15 protein-coding genes and 2 pseudogenes are annotated in these 18,401 nt (G+C 74.1%); 13 read left to right on the top strand and 4 right to left on the bottom strand.

The annotated features are described in order from the left end of the window. Positions 1–154: 154 nt before the first annotated feature. Positions 155–1,459: a DUF3500 domain-containing protein gene (locus ACIF8T_RS22670; RefSeq protein WP_400037763.1), complete on the top strand. Its 1,305-nt coding sequence runs from the start codon at positions 155–157 to the stop codon at positions 1,457–1,459. Positions 1,460–1,571: 112 nt separating this feature from the next. Beyond that, positions 1,572–2,501 carry an RNA polymerase sigma-70 factor gene (locus ACIF8T_RS22665; protein WP_400037761.1) on the top strand — a complete coding sequence of 310 codons (930 nt, stop codon included), beginning with the start codon at positions 1,572–1,574 and terminating at the stop codon, positions 2,499–2,501. A gap of 121 nt (positions 2,502–2,622) precedes the next feature. Here ACIF8T_RS22665 and ACIF8T_RS22660 read toward each other — a convergent pair whose 3' ends face one another. After that, a complete protein-coding gene (locus ACIF8T_RS22660; protein WP_400037759.1) occupies positions 2,623–3,648 on the bottom strand; it encodes an alpha/beta hydrolase in 1,026 nt (341 codons plus the stop codon). A gap of 362 nt (positions 3,649–4,010) precedes the next feature. Between ACIF8T_RS22660 and ACIF8T_RS22655 the strand changes: the two genes are divergently transcribed. The 3 genes and pseudogenes from ACIF8T_RS22655 to ACIF8T_RS22645 all read left to right on the top strand — a co-directional run bounded on the left by ACIF8T_RS22655 (position 4,011) and on the right by ACIF8T_RS22645 (position 6,781). Beyond that, complete coding sequence (locus ACIF8T_RS22655) at positions 4,011–4,916, top strand: universal stress protein (RefSeq protein WP_400037757.1); 906 nt, start codon at positions 4,011–4,013, stop codon at positions 4,914–4,916. 252 nt (positions 4,917–5,168) lie between these two features. Next, positions 5,169–5,657, top strand: a pseudogene (locus tag ACIF8T_RS22650) (flavodoxin domain-containing protein); the annotation flags it as partial. An 89-nt stretch (positions 5,658–5,746) separates the two neighbouring features. Then, positions 5,747–6,781, top strand: a pseudogene (locus ACIF8T_RS22645) (zinc-binding dehydrogenase). Positions 6,782–6,819: 38 nt separating this feature from the next. Here ACIF8T_RS22645 and ACIF8T_RS22640 read toward each other — a convergent pair. Continuing rightward, positions 6,820–7,533: a hypothetical protein gene (locus tag ACIF8T_RS22640; protein WP_400037755.1), complete on the bottom strand. Its 714-nt coding sequence runs from the start codon at positions 7,531–7,533 to the stop codon at positions 6,820–6,822. Between the two features lie 505 nt (positions 7,534–8,038). Here ACIF8T_RS22640 and ACIF8T_RS22635 point away from each other — a divergent pair. Next, complete coding sequence (locus ACIF8T_RS22635; RefSeq protein WP_400037753.1) at positions 8,039–8,416, top strand: hypothetical protein; 378 nt, start codon at positions 8,039–8,041, stop codon at positions 8,414–8,416. 612 nt (positions 8,417–9,028) lie between these two features. Then, positions 9,029–9,574, top strand: coding sequence for a tellurite resistance TerB family protein (locus tag ACIF8T_RS22630; RefSeq protein ID WP_400037751.1), 546 nt, complete (start codon positions 9,029–9,031; stop codon positions 9,572–9,574). A gap of 66 nt (positions 9,575–9,640) precedes the next feature. On the opposite strand, the gene ACIF8T_RS22625 is transcribed toward ACIF8T_RS22630, so the two are convergent. After that, entirely contained in the window at positions 9,641–10,657 is a 1,017-nt protein-coding gene (locus tag ACIF8T_RS22625; RefSeq protein WP_400037750.1) for a LacI family DNA-binding transcriptional regulator, read from the bottom strand. 319 nt (positions 10,658–10,976) lie between these two features. On the opposite strand from ACIF8T_RS22625, the gene ACIF8T_RS22620 reads away from it, so the two are divergent. The 4 genes from ACIF8T_RS22620 to ACIF8T_RS22605 all read left to right on the top strand — a co-directional run bounded on the left by ACIF8T_RS22620 (position 10,977) and on the right by ACIF8T_RS22605 (position 15,826). Beyond that, the gene (locus tag ACIF8T_RS22620; protein WP_400037748.1) at positions 10,977–12,302 is read left to right on the top strand and encodes an ABC transporter substrate-binding protein; all 1,326 of its coding nucleotides are present in this window, start codon (positions 10,977–10,979) and stop codon (positions 12,300–12,302) included. A 92-nt stretch (positions 12,303–12,394) separates the two neighbouring features. Next, positions 12,395–13,390, top strand: coding sequence for a carbohydrate ABC transporter permease (locus ACIF8T_RS22615; protein WP_400037746.1), 996 nt, complete (start codon positions 12,395–12,397; stop codon positions 13,388–13,390). 13 nt (positions 13,391–13,403) lie between these two features. Continuing rightward, the gene (locus ACIF8T_RS22610) at positions 13,404–14,324 is read left to right on the top strand and encodes a carbohydrate ABC transporter permease (RefSeq protein WP_400037744.1); all 921 of its coding nucleotides are present in this window, start codon (positions 13,404–13,406) and stop codon (positions 14,322–14,324) included. Positions 14,325–14,383: 59 nt separating this feature from the next. Next, the gene (locus tag ACIF8T_RS22605; RefSeq protein ID WP_400037742.1) at positions 14,384–15,826 is read left to right on the top strand and encodes a GH1 family beta-glucosidase; all 1,443 of its coding nucleotides are present in this window, start codon (positions 14,384–14,386) and stop codon (positions 15,824–15,826) included. Positions 15,827–15,976: 150 nt separating this feature from the next. Here the strand turns inward: ACIF8T_RS22605 and ACIF8T_RS22600 are convergent, their stop codons facing one another. Further along, on the bottom strand, positions 15,977–16,966 hold the full coding sequence (locus tag ACIF8T_RS22600) for a Gfo/Idh/MocA family protein (RefSeq protein WP_400037740.1): 990 nt from the start codon (positions 16,964–16,966) through the stop codon (positions 15,977–15,979). 345 nt (positions 16,967–17,311) lie between these two features. On the opposite strand from ACIF8T_RS22600, the gene ACIF8T_RS22595 reads away from it, so the two are divergent. Further along, on the top strand, positions 17,312–17,566 hold the full coding sequence (locus ACIF8T_RS22595; protein WP_400037738.1) for an HU family DNA-binding protein: 255 nt from the start codon (positions 17,312–17,314) through the stop codon (positions 17,564–17,566). A gap of 43 nt (positions 17,567–17,609) precedes the next feature. Then, entirely contained in the window at positions 17,610–17,996 is a 387-nt protein-coding gene (locus tag ACIF8T_RS22590) for an SRPBCC family protein (protein ID WP_400037736.1), read from the top strand. The last annotated feature ends 405 nt before the right edge of the window (positions 17,997–18,401 follow it).

Below are 18,401 nucleotides of genomic sequence, written 5' to 3'. Positions count from 1 at the left end.
CCGCCCGTGTCCCGGCCCGCCCGCGGCAAGGACACGCAGGTCCCGGTCAGGGATGAGGCCCGCCCGGCGGCCGGTCCGGCGGCGCGGCGGACTCAGGAGATGTTGACAGGTATATCCCAGTTCCGCGACATAATTGTCAACAATCCTGTCGCGTATGCAGACACACAAGCCCCGCACCCCCGAGGCCGACCGCACGCGCCGCTGGTTCATGAACAGATCGCTGCTGCTGGGCGGTGCCGCCGCGGTGACGGCCATGACCGGCTGCTCCGCGGGCTCCGCCACGACGGCCGGTTCCGCGTCCGCGGCGTCCGGCGGTGTCCCGAGCGGCATGCCGTCCGGCGGTCCCGGGGGCATGGGACCCGGGGCGACCGAGGTCAAGTACGCCGACTTCGTGGGCGTGACGACGGACGGCACGGTCGTCGACGACCTGTACGCGATCCACTCCACGGGCGTCTCCACCGACGCGGTCGTCCAGGCCGCGCAGGCCTTCCTCGACGGGCTCACGACCGAGGAGCGACGGGCCGCCGTCTTCGAGGTCGACGCCGACGAGTGGCTGGCCTGGAGCAACGTCGACGGCTACCGGCGCGAAGGCGCCCGCATGGGTGACCTCACCGAGAAGCAGCGCGACCTGGGCTACGCGCTGCTCGGCGCCGCCCTGTCCGCCGACGGGCTGACCCGGTCCCGCAACATCATGAAGCTCAACGCGTTCCTCGGCGACTACAGCGGCGGGGGCAAGGACACCCTCACCGAGGGCGCCTACTGCTTCACGTTCATGGGCACCCCCTCGACCACCGAGCCGTGGGGATTCCAGTACGAGGGCCACCACCTGGCCGTCAACTACTTCGTCCTGGGCGACCAGGTCGTCATGACACCGACCTTCATGGGCTCCGAGCCGACCTCGGCCACGTACGACGGGGAGGAGATCACCCTCTTCGAGAAGGAGACCCGGGCGGGGCTGACCCTGCTGCGCGCCCTGACCGCCGCACAGCGCAAGAAGGTCGTCTCCGGCGAGGCGAAGGCGGGCGACAACCTGAAGGCCGGGGCCGGGCAGGACAACCTCCAGCTCGCCCACCAGGGCCTGGCCGCCTCGGAGTTCACCCAGGCCCAGCGCGCGAAACTGCTGGACCTGGTGCGCGTCTACGTCGGGTACATGGCCGACGGACACGCCGATGTGAGGATGAAGGAGGTGGAGGCCCACCTGGACGACACCTACTTCTTCTGGATCGGCGAGGCCGAGGACTCCTCCGCGTTCTACTACCGCGTGCACAGCCCCGTCGTCCTCATCGAGTACGACGCCCAGTCGCCGCTGGCCTACGGCAACACCTCCGGCGGGGGCGGCGGCACGGGCGGGCCGGGCGGCACCCCCACGCAGCAGCACATCCACACCGTCGTCCGCACCCCCAACGGCAACGACTACGGCGTGGACCTGCTCCGGCTGCACCTGGAGAACGACCACTGAGCAGACCGCCCGCCGCCGTCCCCCGCCCTCGTCGCCGTCCCGATGTCACGGAACGGCGGCGGCCGGCGTCCTGGGGGAGACACGGTCCGCGGTGAGGAGACGGGAGCCACCCATGACAGGGCACGCCGGACGGCACGACCGGGACGCGAGCGGGGAGGGCCGGCCGGACCCTGCCACCGAGACGTTCGTCGCCCACCGCAACCTGCTCTTCACCGTCGCCTACGAGATGCTCGGCTCGGCGGCCGACGCGGAGGACGTCCTCCAGGAGACCTGGCTGCGGTGGGCCGGCGTCGACCTCGGCACGGTGCGCGACCGGCGCGCGTACCTGGTGCGCATCACCACCCGCCAGGCACTCGGCCGGATGCGCGCGCTCAGCCGCCGCAAGGAGTCCTACGTCGGCCCCTGGCTGCCCGAGCCGCTGCTGACCACACCCGACGTGGCCGAGGACGTCGAGCTCGCCGACAGCGTCTCGATGGCCGTGCTCCTGGTGCTGGAGACCCTCGCGCCGACCGAGCGGGCGGTGTTCGTGCTGCGCGAGGTCTTCGGCCTCGCCCACGACGAGATCGCGGACGCGGTCGACAAGACACCGGCCGCCGTACGGCAGATCGCCCACCGGGCTCGGGCGCACGTTGCCGCGCGCCGGCCCCGCGGGGCCGTGTCCCCCGCCGAGTCCCGGGCCGCGCTCTCGGCGTTCCGGCGCGCGGTCGAGACGGGCGACCTGCAGGGCCTGCTCGACATCCTCGCGCCGGACGTCGTCGCCCTGGGCGACGGCGGGGGAGTCCGGCGCGCCCTGCCGCGCCCCGTGGTGGGCGCCGACAAGGTGGCCCGCCTGCTGACCGCCGGCGCGGCACGGCTCGCCGGACGGGCGGCCTTCGAGCCGGTGCAGGTCAACGGCCACCCCGCCCTGCTCATGCGGCTCGACGGGGAGGTCGACAGCGTGGTGGCCGTGCGGATCGACGACGGCCTCGTCAGCGGCCTCTACACCGTCCGCAACCCCGAGAAGCTCACGCGCGTCCGGCGGGAGACCGCCATGACCCGGTGAGCCGCCCGCACCGGGATCACCGGACCGTACGGGGCTCGGTGGTCGGCCCGTACCGAGGGGTCGCGTCCCGTACGGGGCTCAGCGGTCAGCCCGCACCGGGATCCCCCGGCCCGTACGCCGCTCAACGGTCCGCCCGCTCCCCGGCGAGCAGCGCGCTCAGCCACTCCCGCCGCGCCCGCTTGGCGCGGCGGGAGAGACGGGCCTCGGGCGCCAGCTCGTCGAAGCCGTGGAAACCACCGGGCCAGACGTGCAGCTCGCACGGGACACCGGCCTGCCACAGCCGGCCGGCGTAGGCGACGGTCTCGTCGCGGAACGTCTCCGCCGAGCCGACGTCGAGGTAGGCCGGCGGGAGACCGGAGAGGTCCTCGGCGCGCGCCGGGGCGGCGTAGAAAGGGACGTCCGCCGAGCCCGCGGCGCCGCCGAGGAGGGCGTTCCAGCCGGTCGCGTTGGAGGCCCGGTCCCACATGCCGCGCCCCTCCATCTGCCGGCCGGAGGGGGTGTCGTTGCGGTCGTCGAGCATGGGGGAGAGCAGGATCTGGGCGGCCGGGCGGGGGCCGCCGCGGTCGCGGGCCAGCAGGGTCAGTCCCGCGGCGAGCCCGCCGCCGGCGCTGGTTCCCACCACGACGATCCGGTCCGGGTCCGCGCCGAGTCCGGCGGCGTGCCGCGCCGTCCACTCCAGGCCCGCGTAGCAGTCCTCCAGCGGCGCGGGATGGGGGTGCTCGGGGGCCAGCCGGTACTCCACCGACACCGTCACCGCCCCGAGGGTCCGCGTCCAGGTCAGCACGTCGGAGAGGAGGTGCCGCCGGCTGCCCGCGATCATGCCGCCGCCGTGCAGGTGGTACAGCACCGGCAGCCGCGCGGCCGTCCCGGCGCCGGCCGGGCGGCAGATCAGCAGCGTGACGCCCGGGCTCCCGGCCGGCCCGGGGACCGTCCGCTCCTCCCAGACCAGCTCCCCGCCGCACCTCAGCGCCTCGTCGCCGAGCGCCCCGGCCGCCACCGTGGCGCGCACCGCGGGAATGTCCCCAGGGGTGAGCGGGGGCTGCTCGCCGAGGGCGTCCAGGACGGCCGCCAGTTCAGGGTCGAGGCGGACGGCCGGCAGGGCGGCGGGAGCGGCCGCACCGGGTCCGCCGGTTGTCGCACGCGTCATGTGCTTCCTTTCGTCGTCGCCCGGCTCCTCCGGGCGAGCGGGGAGGGGCCGGGCGCAGGAGGCGGGCGCAAGGGCGGTCCAGGGGGCGCGCTGCCCCGTGGGTGCCCACCTCCCGGCCCTCCGCACGCCCCGACGCACGGGATCACGGACCGTTCCCCCTACGCATGGCCCCTGCCGCCCCGGTGTAACCGCGCGGCCCGCCTCCCCGACGCGGCCCGCGCGGGTGCGGGGCCGAACGGCCCCCGGCCGGGGCCGAACCGCCCTGGTCCCCCCAGCACCGGGGGTGCGACGTTGGACGTAGCCCAGGGCGGCCCGAAGCGCCCCCCGCACGGCCGTCCGGAGCGCGAAGGACGGTGAGGACGATGATCAAGGACCTGCCGCTGGTGGCGGGCGTCGACGGATCGGACGGCAGCCTGTCCGCGGCCGACTGGGCCGCCAGGGAAGCCCTGCGGCGGGGACGGCCGCTCCGGCTCGTGCACGCCTGGGAAGCGGGCCTGCCCGAGAACGCCGTCGAACCCTCCCTGCCCGAACTGGCCGCGCCCCAGCACCACGCCCGCCGAATCCTGCGCACGGCGCTGGACCGGCTGAGCGAGCGGTACCCGCACCTGCGCATCACCGCGGAACAGGTGCGCAGACCACCCGTGCCCGCCCTGCTGGCCGAGTCGGAGGACGCCGACCTCCTGGTCATCGGCAGCCAGGGCCCCAGCGGTCTCGGCGGGTTCGTCTCCGGGTCGGTCGCCCTGGCCACGGCGGCCCGCGTCCGGCGGCCGCTCGTCCTGGTACGGGCCGGCCAGACCGCCGAGGACGAGCACCTGCCGGACGGCGACGGCAGGCCGTCGTCCCGCACGCCCTTCCGCGCCGTGGCGGTCGCCGTCGACGTCGACGGCACGAGCGACGAGGTCCTGGGCTTCGCCTTCCACGCCGCCGAGACGCGCCGCGCGCCGCTGCGCGCCGTGCACGCCTGGCACACGCCGTTCCCGCACGCTCTTCCGGCCGCCGCCGACCGCGCCCGGGCCAAGGCGCGGGCGGCAGAGGAACTGGCCGGGCTGCTCGCGCCGTGGCGCGAGAAGTTCCCCTCCGTCGTGGTCGAGGAGGACCTGCGCGAAGGGCGCCCCGCCCACGTCCTCGTCGGCGCCGTCGCGGGGGCGGGCCTGCTGGTGGTGGGCCACCGGGTGCGCCGCGCGGCCATCGGCGCGCGCACCGGGCCGGTCGCCCACGCCCTCGTCCACCACGTCCGTGAGCCGGTCGTCCTGGTCCCGCACGACTGACCCGCCGGACACGGGCCGGAAGACCGGACGGACCCCACCCGGGGGCCGCCCGTGCCGTGGCCCGGGCGGCCCCCGGGACACCGCACCGCTCCCGGCGGACGCCGGTCCCGGGGAGACGGGAGGGCGACGAGAGGGCCGCGGAGAACGGCCCGCCCGCCGACCGGACGACCGGCGCCCCCGGCCGGGCGGACGGGCGGCCCCCGGGGTCCCCGAGGACCCGACGCGACGACCGCGAGAGGAGGCGCGCCCGCCATGGTCACGCACGTGCTGGTCGCCTACGGAACGACCAACGGATCGACCGCTCGGATCGCCGAGACCGTCGCCGAGGTGCTGCGCGGGCGGGGACTGGCGGCCGGGACGGCCGACGCCCGCTCGGTGACGAGCGCGGAGCCGTACGACGCCGTGATCGTCGGTGGCGCGCTGTACGCCGGCCGCTGGCACGAGGACGCCCGCCGCTTCCTCCGCCGGCACCGCCGGACGCTCGCCCGCCACCCCCTGTGGCTCTTCAGCAGCGGCCCGCTCGACCCGTCCGCCTCGGAGCGGGACATCCCGCCCGTGCCCGGCGTCGCCAGGGCGATGGTCCGACTCGGCCCGCAGGGCCACGTCACCTTCGGCGGCTGCCTGGAAGAGGGCGCGAAGGGCGTGGTCGCGGGCATGATCCTCCGCTCCGGCAAGGGCGGGGACCACCGTGACGTCCCCCGGATCCGAGACTGGGCGGCACACGTCGCCCACGAGCTCACGGACGTGCCGGCCGGGAACCGAGCCGGCCCGCCCGGGACGAGCCGGACCGGACGGCAGGCACCGCACCGTCCTCACCGGGGGAGGCCGTCATGAAGGCCCTCGTGTTCCACGGCCCCGGCAAGCGGTCGTGGGAGGACGTCCCCGAACCCGTGATCCGGGACCCCGGCGACGCCGCCGTACGCGTCGACGCCGTCACCACCTGCGGGACGGACCCGCACATCCCCGAGAGGGACGTGCCGGCCGTCGAACCGGGCCGGATCCTCGGCCACGAGGCCGTCGGCACCGTGCGCGAGGCGGCACCGTCCGTCACCACCGTGCGCTCCGGCGACCGCGTCCTCGTCTCCTGATCACCGCCTGCGGCCGGTGCCGCTTCCGCCGCGCCTCCCGGTACAGCAGTACGTGGGCGGCGGGGGCCGGATCCTCGGCCACCGCATCGACGGAGTGCAGGCCGAGTCCGCCCGCGTGCCCTTCGCCGACACCTCCACCCACCCGCTGCCCGAGCGGGTCGGCGACGAGGAGGCCTGCTGCTCGCGGACATCCTGCCCACGGCGTACGAGGTGGGGTCCGCAACGGCGACGTGGCGCCCGCAGACGTGCTGGTCGTCGTCGGAGCCGGCCCCATGGTCTGGCCGCCGTCCGGACGGCCCGGCTCCTCAGCTCGAGCCGCGTCATCGCCGTCGACCCGGCCCCGCGCGCCGCGAGGCGGCCGAGCGGCACGGCGCCCACCTCACCTCGGACCCCGGGGAGGACGTCGTCGAACGGGTCCGGGAACTCCCCGACGGTCTCGGCGCCGACGTGGCCGTCGAAGCGGTCGGCATCCCCGATACCTTCGAGCTCCGTACCCGGGTGATCCGCCCCAGCGGACGCGTCGCCGACGTCGGTTTCCACGGCCGCCCGGCCGCCCTCCACCCGGAGGACCTCTGGATCCGCGACGTCAAGATCACGACCGGCCTGGTGGACACCTCGTCCCCACCGACCCTGCTGCGCATGCTCGCGGCCCGTCGACCGGACGTCCGCGGCTTCGTCACCCACCGTTCCGTCCTGCACGAGATGCGGGAGGCGTACGACGTGTTCACCCGTCCGGAGGGGAGCGGGGCCCTCGAGGTCGCGCTGTTCGCGTCCTGAGCCGCTGACGCCGACCGTGGCGCTGCCGGGGCCGGTGGCTACTCGGCCTTCCCGGCCTTCTCGGTCTCGTCCTTGGCCCCGGCCTCGGACGGGGCCGCCGTCTGCTCGGCCTGCCCGGTGGCGGTGTAGAAGACGGAGGTGCCCTGCTTGGTCCGCTGGGCCTGGTTCTTGGCCACCAGGTTCTCCAGGCTGGTCCGCACGACGTTGGCCTTGACCCCGCGGTCGGGGTGCGACCGGCCCAGCGCGGCGGCGACTTCGGCCGCGGAGCGCGGTTCGGTCTGCTCCGACAGGTGGCGGCGGATCAGTTCGACGAGGGTGGGCTGAGCCGTCGGCGCGGCGGCCTTGTCGCTGCCGGTGCTGCCGGTGCTCTTGGCGCTCTTGGACGGGGACTTCTTGGCGGGCCGCTTGGCCGCGGGCCGGGCGGGAGCGGCCTTCTTCGCCTTCCCCTGGGTGTCCGCCTCGGCGCGGCTGCCGGCGGCGGTCGCCTTCTTGCGGGGAGCGGGCACGGTCGCGCCGTCGACGGACGCGGTCTCGGCGACCGCCGTGCTCTCGACGGCCGCCGTGGCGCCGAGTGCCTGCCGCATGTTCACCAGCACGGTGTGGTCGTGCTGCAGGGTGGCCAACTGCTGCTGGAGCGCGCCGATCTCCGCCGTGATGCGTTCCTGCTCCTTGACGTTGCGCTCCAGGTCGCTGGTCACCTGGTTGATGTACTGCGACGTCAACTCGGTGGAGTGGACGGTGCTCTCGGACATCCTGTGTTCCTCCTCGGCTCGTGGACCGCGGTGACTCGGCAGCCGGCCGCGACACGTCAGAAAGTGGGCATTCGGCATAAGGGTCCTGGTCCAGTGATGATACGGGTGGGTTGCCTTGTTACCACGCGTCTTGCCCGATCAGGGCCCCAGCACGCGGTGACACCCGCGTCGCGCGGGCGGGCGTTCGAACCGCACCTGTCGACTGGGGTCGATGAACTCGGTTTCTGTACAAGGGAGTTGTTGGCCGGTCACCGAACCACCTGACCGCCGCCCCGGGCACGGGACGGCGGCCGGTCGAACATGGGGGACGGATGCCACTCGGTCGTCAGGTGCCCGGTGATGACGGGCAGCGGTCCGGGGACGCGCCCGACGAGGCCGGTCCGCCACGCGGACCGGGTCGGCGGGACGGCCGGAGCGAGGCCGTCGCGTACTCGGCGGTGTGCCAGGACCGCGGCGCGGAGCCGGCGTGCCGCGGCGTCCAGGCCCTGGGCGCCGGCCGCTTGCGGTGGGACGTCGCGTCGACGTGCCCGGCCTGCGGCCGCACGTGTTCGTGTGCGGGGGCGACCTGCCCGCCGACCTGCGGGCCCGGATGCCCGCCGACTTGCGGGCCCGGATGCCCGCCGACTTGCGGGACCGGATACCTGCCGCCCTGCGGGCCCGGATGCCCGCCGAGCACGGCCCGACGACGCCCCGGAACACCGCCCCGGGCGGCGACGTCGTCGTCATGCGGGTACTCCGGGCGGAGTTCGGCGTCGACCTGACGGAGGCGGGAGCCGTGCTGCGCAGGGTGTCGGACGGCCGTCACACCGGAACGCCGCCCGAGCGGGAGCTCCCGCCCCGCGGACTGCGCGGGGCGGGCGTCGACGCCGTCGCCACCCGGTGACGGTCAGGAGCGGACCGGGCGCCCGCACCCCCGGAACACCCACGGTCCAGGCGGGCGGGTCCACGGCACGCGCGACGTGGTGACGGCGCCGCAGCGGGCCGGTGCCTCGACGCGTTCCTCCGGCCGTCCGACCCGGGCCGGAGCCCGCGGGAGCGGACCGGCGCACCTCCGCCATGCGGACCGCCCCCGCCTCGTGACCGGCCGCGGACCGGGAGGACCGGGCCGAGGCCTTGAGGCTGGCGGACGACGACGCCTCCTGGCGCGACGGCCGGTCGTGCCGGTGGCGCACGGCCTCGGCCGCCGGGCGGCGTCCGCCTGACCGGAGCGGAACCCGTCGGGTCCGACGCGGCCGCCGGGTTCGCCGCCGCAGGCAGGCGGACCGCCACCGGGCGGACGTGTCCGGGCACTCCTCGACTCCGCGGACGGCCCGGGTCCGTGGCCGCGGGACCGTGTCCTCCCGGGCGGGCCGACCGGCCGGTGGACGGCGGCGGCCCGTTCCGCCCGGGTCGGCCTGGTTGCGCCGGAACTTCTCCACCGGGTGCGATCGTTGTCACAGGGGCACACCCTCCGGGTGCGCCCGACGACTGGTGTCGCGTACGACGAGAGGCGCACATGGCGATCTGGGACCGGATCAAGGAACAGGCCAAGGGCCTGCAGCAGCCCTCCGGCACGGGAGGGGCCGCGGGCGCGGGACACGGCCGGCCGTCCGGCGGCGGATCGCGGGCCCAGATGGTGAGCGTGCTGAAGTCGCAGCTCGGAGCGCTCAAGGCGGAGCTGAAGAGCGGCGCCTACCGCGACGCGAGCATGGCGATGTGCGCGCTGGTGGCCGCCGCTGACGGCCACGTCGACGCCGCTGAGCGGCAGCACGTGGAGTCGATGATCCTGAACAACGAGGTGCTGCAGAACTTCCCGCCCGAGCAGCTCCGCGAGCGGTTCAACCGGCACGTGAACCAGCTGATGAGCGACTTCGCGACGGGCCGGAGCGAGGCGCTCCAGGCCCTGGCCAAGGTGGCGAAGAACCAGACGGAGGCCCGGGCGGTGATCCAGACGGGCATCGTCGTCGCCGGCGCCGACGGGCACTTCTCCCAGGCCGAGGCGTCCGTCATCAGGGAGGCGTGCACGGCGCTGGGCGTGTCCCCCGCCGAGTTCGGCCTGTGAGCCACGCGCACACGAGGCCGTAGGCCGCCCCCGGCTGCCGCGGGCGGCCCCTTTCGGGCGGGTGGCCTACGACGACTCCCGCACCACCAGCTCGGTGGGCAGCGTCAGTCGCTGCCGCGACGAGACCGCTCCGGTGATCTCGTCGAGCAGGATCCCGGCCATGGTCCGGCCCAGCTCCTCGACGGGCTGCCGGACCGTGGTCAGGGGCGGGTTGGTGTGCCGGGCGAGGACGGAGTCCTCGAAGCCGACGACGGCGACGTCGCCGGGCACCCGCCGTCCCTGGCGGCGCAGTTCGGTCAGGGCGCTGACGGCCATGAGGTCGGAGGCGGCGAAGACGGCGTCCAGGTCCGGCGCTCGTTCAAGAAGCGAACGCATCGCCCGGCGTCCGCCCTCCTCCGTGAAGTCCCCGGTCTCCGCCAGGGACGCGTCGGCCGGCACGCCGGCCTCCTCGTGGGCGGCGCGCCAGCCCGCGAGCCGGCTGCGGCCGACGTCCATGTCGAGGGACCCGGTGATGGTGGCGATGCGCCTCCTGCCCCCCTCCAGCAGATGCCGCACGGCGGCCGCGGCGCCCCCGGCGTTGTCGGAGTCGACGTAGCTCAGCGGCTCCCGCTCGTCGCGGCGGCCCGCCAGCACCGTGGGCAGGCCCAGTTCCTCCAGCATGCCCGGCAGCCGGTCGTGCGCGTGGACCGAGACCAGCAGCACGCCGTCGACCCGGCGGGTCGCCACCGACGCGGTCAGCTGGTCCCGTTCGGACTGGTCGCGCACCAGCATCAGCTGCAGCTGGGTCCGGGTCTCGGCCAGGGCACCGCTCACCCCGCGGATCAGGGCGGCGAAGAAGGGCTCCGAGCCGAGCCGGCTCTCCGACTCGGGGATCACCAGGGCCACGGCGTTGGTGCGGCTGGTCACCAGCCCCCGGGCGACGTCGTTGGGGACGTAGTTCAGCTCCTTGATCGCCGCCAGGACCCGGGCCCGCGCGTCGGCGCTGACGAGGTCGGAACCGTTGATGACGCGGGACACGGTGGTGCGCCCCACCCCGGCGCGGGCGGCGACCGTCTTGATCGTGGGACGGCGGTTCCCTGTCATGTGCTCCTCCCGGCGGCAACCGCGGCGGCACCGGCCGCGGACGTGACCAGCGGTAATTGTGGCAGACGCCACGGCTCGGCCAGCACCCTCCCGAGGTCGTGAAGCGAACGCCGCACCGGCCGTTCGGCAACGAATTGTTTTCAAGTCATTGACATAGCGGTTCGCTGCCACGAGTCTTCCTAGCGCCGGTGGGCACGTTCCCACTCCGGAGTGGGAACGTGCCCACCGGCATAAATCCGTCGTAGCCGTAACAAGAGCCGCATAGGCGGTCCAAAGCCGTCGCTCCGGTGCGTCAGCGCCGTCGCTTGGAGGAAGAACCATGGGCACTGTTCAGAGGTCGTCGCGCACCAGGGCGCGGACGAGAGCCGTCGCCGCCGTCGCGGCCGCCGGTGCGCTCGCGCTCGTCGTCGGCTGCGGAGGCGACGACGACTCCGTGACGGGCGGCGGCAAGAAGAACGGCAAGACCGTCATCACCATGGGCATGTACGGGGTGATGGGCTTCAAGGAGACGGGCCTGCTGGAGCAGTACGAGAAGGAGAACCCGGACGTCGACATCCAGGCCGAGGTGGCCGGCGACGAGCAGACGTACTACACCGCCCTGCAGACCAGGCTCGCCGCGGGCAAGGGCCTGAAGGACATCCAGGGCATAGAGATCGGCCGGGCCAAGGAGATCGTCGACACCCAGGCCGGCAAGTTCGCCGACTTCTCGGACGTGCCCGGCACCAGCCACTTCCTGCCGTGGAAGCAGTCCCAGATCACCACCGAGGACGGCAAGGTGCTGGGCCTCGGCACCGACATCGGCCCGATGGCCGTCTGCTACCGCAAGGACTACTTCGAGAAGGCCGGCCTGCCCACCGACCGCGACGAGGTCGCCAAGCTGTGGGAGGGCGACTGGAAGAAGTACGTCGAGGTCGGCCGCACCTTCAAGAAGGACTTCAAGGGCGGTGACGTGGCGTACATGGACGCGGCCAGCGGCCTGTTCAACGCCATGGTCTACGGCTACCCGGAGCAGTACTACAACGCCGACGGCGACCTGATCTACGACAAGAACCCGGCCGTCAAGGAGGCCTGGAACCTCGCCGCCGACGCCGCCGAGGACGGTCTGAGTGCCAAGCTGCGCCAGTTCCAGCCCGGTTGGGACCCCGGGCTCGCCAACGGCACGTTCGCCACGGCCGTCTGCCCGGCCTGGATGCTCGGCCACATCGGTGAGAAGGCCGGCGCCGCCAACAAGGGCAAGTGGGACGTCGCCAAGGCCCCCAAGGGCGCCAACTGGGGCGGCTCCTTCCTCGGCGTGATCGAGAAGAGCCCGGTGAAGGAGGAGGCCAAGAAGCTCGTCGCCTGGCTCACCGCGCCCGAGCAGCAGGCCCACATCTTCGAGAAGCAGGGCAGCGTCCCGTCCTCGCAGGAGGCGCTGGAGAGCGCCGGGGTCAAGAAGGTCACCTCGGAGTACTTCAACAACGCCCCGATCGGCGAGATCTTCGGCGCCGCCGCCCAGGACATCCCGGACAAGCAGGTCCTCGGCCGCAAGGACGGCACGATCAAGGACACCTTCTCCCAGGGCCTGACCCTGATCGAGCAGCAGGGCGCCTCCCGTGACGAGGCCTGGAAGACCACCGCGGAGCGCATCGAGAAGGCGGTCGGCTGACCCCTGGCTCTCCCGGCCGCCCGGGCCCGCCGGCCACACACCGGCGGGCCCGGCGGCCCGGCTCAACCGTCTGCTCTCAGGAAGGAAATCCGGTGGCCACCTCCACCACCAAGGCCCAGATCCACGGGGGGCGCCGAGGTCCGTCCCCGAAGCCGGGCGGCGACGGCGCCGGCCGGCGGCGCGGCGCGCTGCTGCACCGGCTCGACGTCAAGGGCGCGCCCTACGCGTTCGTCGCCCCGTTCTTCGTCGTCTTCGCCGCCTTCAGCTTCTACCCCCTCGTCTACACCTCCTGGATCTCCTTGCACCGGGTGGAACTGGCCACCCTCGACCTCATGGAATGGGTGGCGTTCGACAACTACGTCGAGCTGTGGAACGACGAGCGGTTCTGGAACGCCCTGCTCAACACCATCACCATCGGCGTCATCTCCACGGTGCCGCAGCTGCTGATGGCGCTGGGCCTGGCGCACCTGCTCAACTACCGGGCGCGCGGCTCCCTCTTCTTCCGCGTCGCCTCGCTCGTCCCCTACGCCACCTCCGTCGGCGCCGCCGCCCTCGTGTTCACCATGCTCTTCGAACGCGACTTCGGCATGATCAACTGGGCGCTCGGCGCGGTCGGCTTCGACCCGGTGAACTGGGAGGCCGACAAGTGGCCCGCCCAGGTGGCGATCTCCACCATCGTCATCTGGCGCTGGACCGGCTACAACGCCCTGCTCTACCTGGCCGCCATGCAGGCCATCCCCGCCGACCGGTACGAGGCCGCCGCCATCGACGGCGCCTCCCGCTGGAAGCAGTTCACGCACGTCACCGTGCCGGGGATCCGCTCCACCATCGTCTTCACCATCGTGCTGTCGACCATCGGCGCCACCCAGCTCTTCGGCGAGCCGCTGATCTTCGGCCAGGGCCCCAACGGCGTGACCGGCGGCGCCGACAACCAGTACCAGACGCTGGGCCTGCTGCTGTACGAGGAGGGCTGGAAGAACTACCAGATGGGCCGCTCCGCGACCGTCGCCTGGGCGATGTTCCTGCTGCTCGTCCTCGTCTTCCTGGCCCAGCGCCTCATCAAGCGCCTGCGCACCCGTACGTCCTGACCAGGAGTCCGCCATGACCACCGAAAGCCTCCCGGTCCGGACGGACGCCCCGCGCCGGACCCCCGCGAAGAAGACCGCCGCCCGCGGCCGCCGCCTGCTGGGCCAGCGCGCGGGCCGCCAGCACCACGCCGGCCCGCTCGCCTACGTGCTGCTCGTGATCACCGCGATCCTGTCCATCTTCCCGCTGTACTGGACGATGGTGGCGGCCTCCACCGACAACACCCGCGTCAGCCAGACGCCGCCGCCGTTCCTGCCCGGCCCGAACCTGTTCAGCAACCTCGCCCGCGCCTGGGACGAGGCCGCGATGGGCAAGGCCATGATCAACAGCCTGATCGTGGCCGGGGTCATCGCCCTGTCCACGGTGTTCTTCGCGACGCTCGCCGGGTTCGCCTTCGCCAAGCTGCGCTTCAAGGGCCGCAACGTCCTGCTCATGCTGGTGATCGGCACCATGATGGTGCCCCCGCAGCTGGGCGTCGTCCCGCTGTTCATGATGATGTCCGAGCTGGGCTGGTCCCAGCAGCTGCCCGCCGTCATCTTCCCCACCCTGGTGAGCGCGGTCGGCGTCTTCTTCATGCGCCAGTACCTGGGGGAGGCCCTGCCGGACGAGCTGGTCGAGGCCGCCCGCGTGGACGGCGCGCACTCGCTGCGGATCTTCTGGAGCATCGTGCTGCCCGTCGCCCGCCCCGCGATGGCGGTGCTGTTCATGATCACGTTCGTGCACGCCTGGAACGACTTCTTCTGGCCGTTCGTGGTGCTCGACATGACCAACCCGACGGTCCCCGTCGCCCTCACCCAGCTCAGCGCCGGCTACATCCGCGACCAGTCCCTGATCATGGCGGGCGCGCTCCTCGGGACGCTGCCGCTGCTGGTGATGTTCATCGTCTTCGGCCGGCAGATCGTCAGCGGCATCATGGCCGGCGCCGTCAAGGGCTGACCGGCCGGCCCCCACCCCCACCCCCACCCCCACCGTTCCACCACCCCGAAAGGACCTACGTGGTCACCGCAGCACAGCAGCAGACCGCGTCCGCCCCGGACGCCTCCCTCACCTTCCCGAAGGGCTTCCTGTGGGGCACCGCGACCGCCTCGTACCAGATCGAGGGGGCCGCCGCCGAGGACGGCCGCACACCGTCCATCTGGGACACCTACGCCCGCACCCCGGGCCGGGTCCGCAACGGCGACACCGGTGACATCGCCACCGACCACTACCACCGCTGGCGCGAGGACGTCGCCCTGATGGCCGAACTCGGCGTCGGCGCCTACCGGTTCTCCCTCGCCTGGCCGCGCATCCAGCCCACCGGCCGCGGCCCCGCCGTGCAGAAGGGCCTGGACTTCTACCGTCGGCTCGCCGACGAGCTGCTGGACAAGGGCATCAAGCCCGTCGCCACCCTCTACCACTGGGACCTGCCGCAGGAGCTGGAGGACGCGGGCGGCTGGCCGGAGCGCGCCACCGCCGAGCGCTTCGCCGAGTACGCGGCCCTGGCCGCCGACGCCCTCGGCGACCGGGTGAAGACCTGGACCACCCTCAACGAGCCCTGGTGCAGCGCCTTCCTCGGCTACGGCTCCGGCGTGCACGCCCCCGGCCGCACCGACCCGGTCGCTGCCCTGCGCGCCGCCCACCACCTCAACCTGGGCCACGGCCTGGCCGTCCAGGCGCTGCGCGACCGCATCCCGGCCGACGCCCAGTGCTCGGTCACCCTCAACATCCACCACGTGCGCCCGCTCACGGCGACCGCGGACGACACCGACGCGGCCCGCCGCATCGACGCCCTGGCCAACCGGGTCTTCACCGGCCCGATGCTGAACGGTGCCTACCCGGAGGACCTCCTCAAGGACACCGCCTCCCTGACCGACTGGTCCTTCGTCCGCGACGGCGACCTCGCCGCGGCCCACCAGCCGCTGGACTTCCTCGGCGTCAACTACTACTCGCCGACCCTCGTCTCCCGGGCGGACGGCAGTGGCACGCACAACTCCGACGGCCACGGCGTGAGCGCGCACAGCCCGTGGCCGGGCGCCGACGAGGTCGCCTTCCACCAGCCCCCGGGCGAGACCACCGCCATGGGCTGGGCCATCGACCCGACCGGCCTGTACGAGCTGCTCCAGCGGCTCTCCTCGGACTTCCCCCGGCTGCCGCTGGTCATCACCGAGAACGGCGCCGCGTTCCACGACTACGCCGACCCCGAGGGCAACGTCAACGACCCGGAGCGGATCGCCTACGTGCGCGGCCACCTGGCCGCCGTGCACCGGGCCATCCAGGACGGCGCGGACGTACGGGGCTACTTCCTGTGGTCGCTGCTGGACAACTTCGAGTGGGCCCACGGCTACAGCAAGCGCTTCGGCGCCGTCTACGTGGACTACCCGACCGGCACCCGCATCCCCAAGGCCAGCGCCCGCTGGTACTCCCGCGTCGCGCGCACCGGGGTCGTGCCCGGCGCCTGACCCCGAGCCCGGCGCCCCGCCCCTGACCGGCGGCGCCCGGCCCGGACCCGGTGCGGCACCCCACCGCCTGCCCCGCACGGTGCCGCACCGCGAGCCCGCCCTCCGACCCCCCGGAACACCGGGGGCGGAGGGCGGGCCCGTTCCCGGGGCTCACTCTCCCGGGTAGCGCACCCCGATCCGCTCGCGCACCGCGTCCAGGGTGTCCATCACGGCGAGGGTGCGGGCCGGCGGCATCAGCGGCGACTCCGTCAGACCGGCGCGCAGGCAGCGCATCACCTCCCGCGCCTGGTGCCCGTAGCCGTTGCCCTCCTGCGGCGGAGCGGTCACCGTCCGCGGCTCGTGGCCGTCGCGGTGCAGCACGAAGGAACGGGGGTTGAAGAAGGCCGCCGGGATCTCGATGCGCCCGGCGGTGCCGTACACCGCCGCCCGGTGCTCGTCCTGGGCGAGCAGCGAGCACGACAGGACGGCCATCGCCCCGTCGGCGTAGCCCAGCACCATGCCCGTCTGCTCGTCGACGCCCTGCGGGGACAGGCGGGCGTGGGCGGTGACGGTGTCGGGAGCGCCGAGGAGCAGGTGGGCGAAGGAGACCGGGTAGGTGCCCAGGTCCAGCAGGGCGCCGCCGCCCGCCGCCGGGTCCCACAGCCGGTGCTCCGCGGGCGCGGTCACCCGCAGCCCGAAGGACGCGTGCAGCGCGCGCACCTCGCCGATGGCGCCGTCGGCCACGAGTTCCGCGATGCGCAGCACGGTGGGGTTGACGCACGTCCACATCGCCTCCATCACGAACAGGCCCCGCTTGCCGGCCAGTTCGGTCAGGGTGCGGGCCTGCCGCCCGCTGAGTGCGAACGGCTTCTCGCACAGCACCGGCTTGCCGGCCTCCAGGCAGGCCGTCGCGGCCGCGACGTGGTGGGCGTGCGGGGTGGCCACGTAGACGACGTCGACCTCCGGGTCGGCGGCCAGCTCCTGCCAGCTGCCGTGGGCGCGGGGGACGCCGAACCGCGCCGCGAACCGCTGCGCCGCCCCGACCGACCGGGAGCCGACCGCGGTGACCCGCGCGTCCGGTATCCGCAGCAGGTCCTCGGTGAAGGCGGCGGCCATGCCTCCGGTCGCCAGGACGCCCCAGCGGACGGGCTGTTCACTCACGTGCTTCTCCTGCTCGGCGGTGGTACGGGGACTGACCGCACTCTATGGGTACGTTCCCACCGGGTGGGCGGGGGGTCCGGGATCCGGTCGGGGCGGCGGTGCCGGGCCCGCCGGGAGGCGTGGGCTGCCGGAAGCCCGAGGGCCGGAGGACGAGCACCGGCCGGGTCGAGAAGTCCTTCCCCGGGTCCTCGCCGCGCCGAGGCCCAGAGCCGCCTGACCGGCACGCTCCTCGCCCCTCGCCCTCCCGGGCGCGGGCACGGCCGTCGCTCGACGTGCGCCGGGCGCGGAGCGCCAGGATGCTGGTGGGACGGGTTCCTTCCGATCGAACGGGACGGGTATCGGCTCATGGACAAGGCGCAACTGATCGAGACGACCGCCGGCGAGGCGGGCGGGAGCGAGGGGGTCTCGCCGGAAGCCGTCGAGCGGGTCTTCGACGCCGTCTTCGGCACCGTGGAGCACCCCGGTGCGATCGCCCGGGCGCTGCGCGGCGGCGAGACGGTCGTCCTGGGCAGTTTCGGCAGCTTCCGCAGCGACGACGGCACGCCCGTCTTCCAGCCGGGCAGGGCCCTGACCGAGTTCCTGTCGGGGCAGGTCGGGTGACCCGGCGGTCCGGCGGACCCGCACGGCCGCACGGGGCGCGGGCGTGGCGGAGCTGAACCTGCGGGCCGTGGGCGGGGCCCGCCCCGACACCGTGTGGTTGCGCTACACGTCCTTCCGGCAGTGGCCCACGTGGTCGCCGTACATCGTCCGCGTGCGGGTGCCGGCCGAGAGCCTCGCGGAAGGGGTGCGGGGGACCGTCCGCTCCTTCCTCGGGATCACCGCCTCGTTCCTCGTCGAGTCCGTCGACGAGGCGGAGCGCAGCTGGACCTGGCGGGTGCGGTTCGGGCCGCTCCGGATGCGCCTCACGCACGAGGTGCGGCCGCACGGGGAGGGGACCGAGACCCGGCTCCGGATGCGGGGCCCGGCGCCCGTGCTGGCCGCCTACGCGCCCCTGGCCCGCCTGGCGCTGCGCCGGCTCGTCGCGCCCTGACCGGCCGGCCGGCGAACTCGGCGATCCCGGCGGTCACCGGTCCACGTGCGCGGCGCCCCACGCGCCGGGGCCGTCCTCGTCACCCGCGGCGGGGAGGCCGGGGCCGCGGGTGAGCGGGGTACGGGAGGGCGGGGTGCGGGAGAGCCAGAGACGGGTGCGGCAGCCGTACGGGCCGCGCCGCCCGCGCGAGCACGGCCTCGCCGTCCTGGTCGCCGCCCGGCCTGCGCCCGTCCGGCCCGGCAGCCGTCCCCGGCCGTCCCTCAGGCCGTACGGTCACGGCCCGCCGAGGATGGGGTCCCGGTCACCGGGTGGGCCGGGCCAGGTACGCGTCCAGGGGCTGGACGCACCCCGGCGAGGCGGTCCGCGAACGGCGCCGCCTGCCCGGTCCGCTCGTCGGGTGCCAGG

The organism is Streptomyces sp. NPDC085946 (genome assembly GCF_044540485.1).
Classification (GTDB): domain Bacteria; phylum Actinomycetota; class Actinomycetes; order Streptomycetales; family Streptomycetaceae; genus Streptomyces.
The sequence above is the reverse complement of the archived record's forward strand: the minus strand, read 5'-3'. Positions and strand labels throughout refer to the sequence as shown.

Excerpts from the sequence above, each read along its gene's own strand:
- ACIF8T_RS22630 (WP_400037751.1), top strand. The coding sequence starts at position 9,029 with ATGGCGATCTGGGACCGGATCAAGGAACAGGCCAAGGGCCTGCAGCAG.
- ACIF8T_RS22595 (WP_400037738.1), top strand. The coding sequence starts at position 17,312 with ATGGACAAGGCGCAACTGATCGAGACGACCGCCGGCGAGGCGGGCGGG.
- ACIF8T_RS22620 (WP_400037748.1), top strand. The coding sequence starts at position 10,977 with ATGGGCACTGTTCAGAGGTCGTCGCGCACCAGGGCGCGGACGAGAGCC.
- ACIF8T_RS22640 (WP_400037755.1), bottom strand. The coding sequence starts at position 7,533 with ATGTCCGAGAGCACCGTCCACTCCACCGAGTTGACGTCGCAGTACATC.
- ACIF8T_RS22665 (WP_400037761.1), top strand. The coding sequence starts at position 1,572 with ATGACAGGGCACGCCGGACGGCACGACCGGGACGCGAGCGGGGAGGGC.
- ACIF8T_RS22660 (WP_400037759.1), bottom strand. The coding sequence starts at position 3,648 with ATGACGCGTGCGACAACCGGCGGACCCGGTGCGGCCGCTCCCGCCGCC.
- ACIF8T_RS22610 (WP_400037744.1), top strand. The coding sequence starts at position 13,404 with ATGACCACCGAAAGCCTCCCGGTCCGGACGGACGCCCCGCGCCGGACC.
- ACIF8T_RS22655 (WP_400037757.1), top strand. The coding sequence starts at position 4,011 with ATGATCAAGGACCTGCCGCTGGTGGCGGGCGTCGACGGATCGGACGGC.
- ACIF8T_RS22670 (WP_400037763.1), top strand. The coding sequence starts at position 155 with ATGCAGACACACAAGCCCCGCACCCCCGAGGCCGACCGCACGCGCCGC.
- ACIF8T_RS22625 (WP_400037750.1), bottom strand. The coding sequence starts at position 10,657 with ATGACAGGGAACCGCCGTCCCACGATCAAGACGGTCGCCGCCCGCGCC.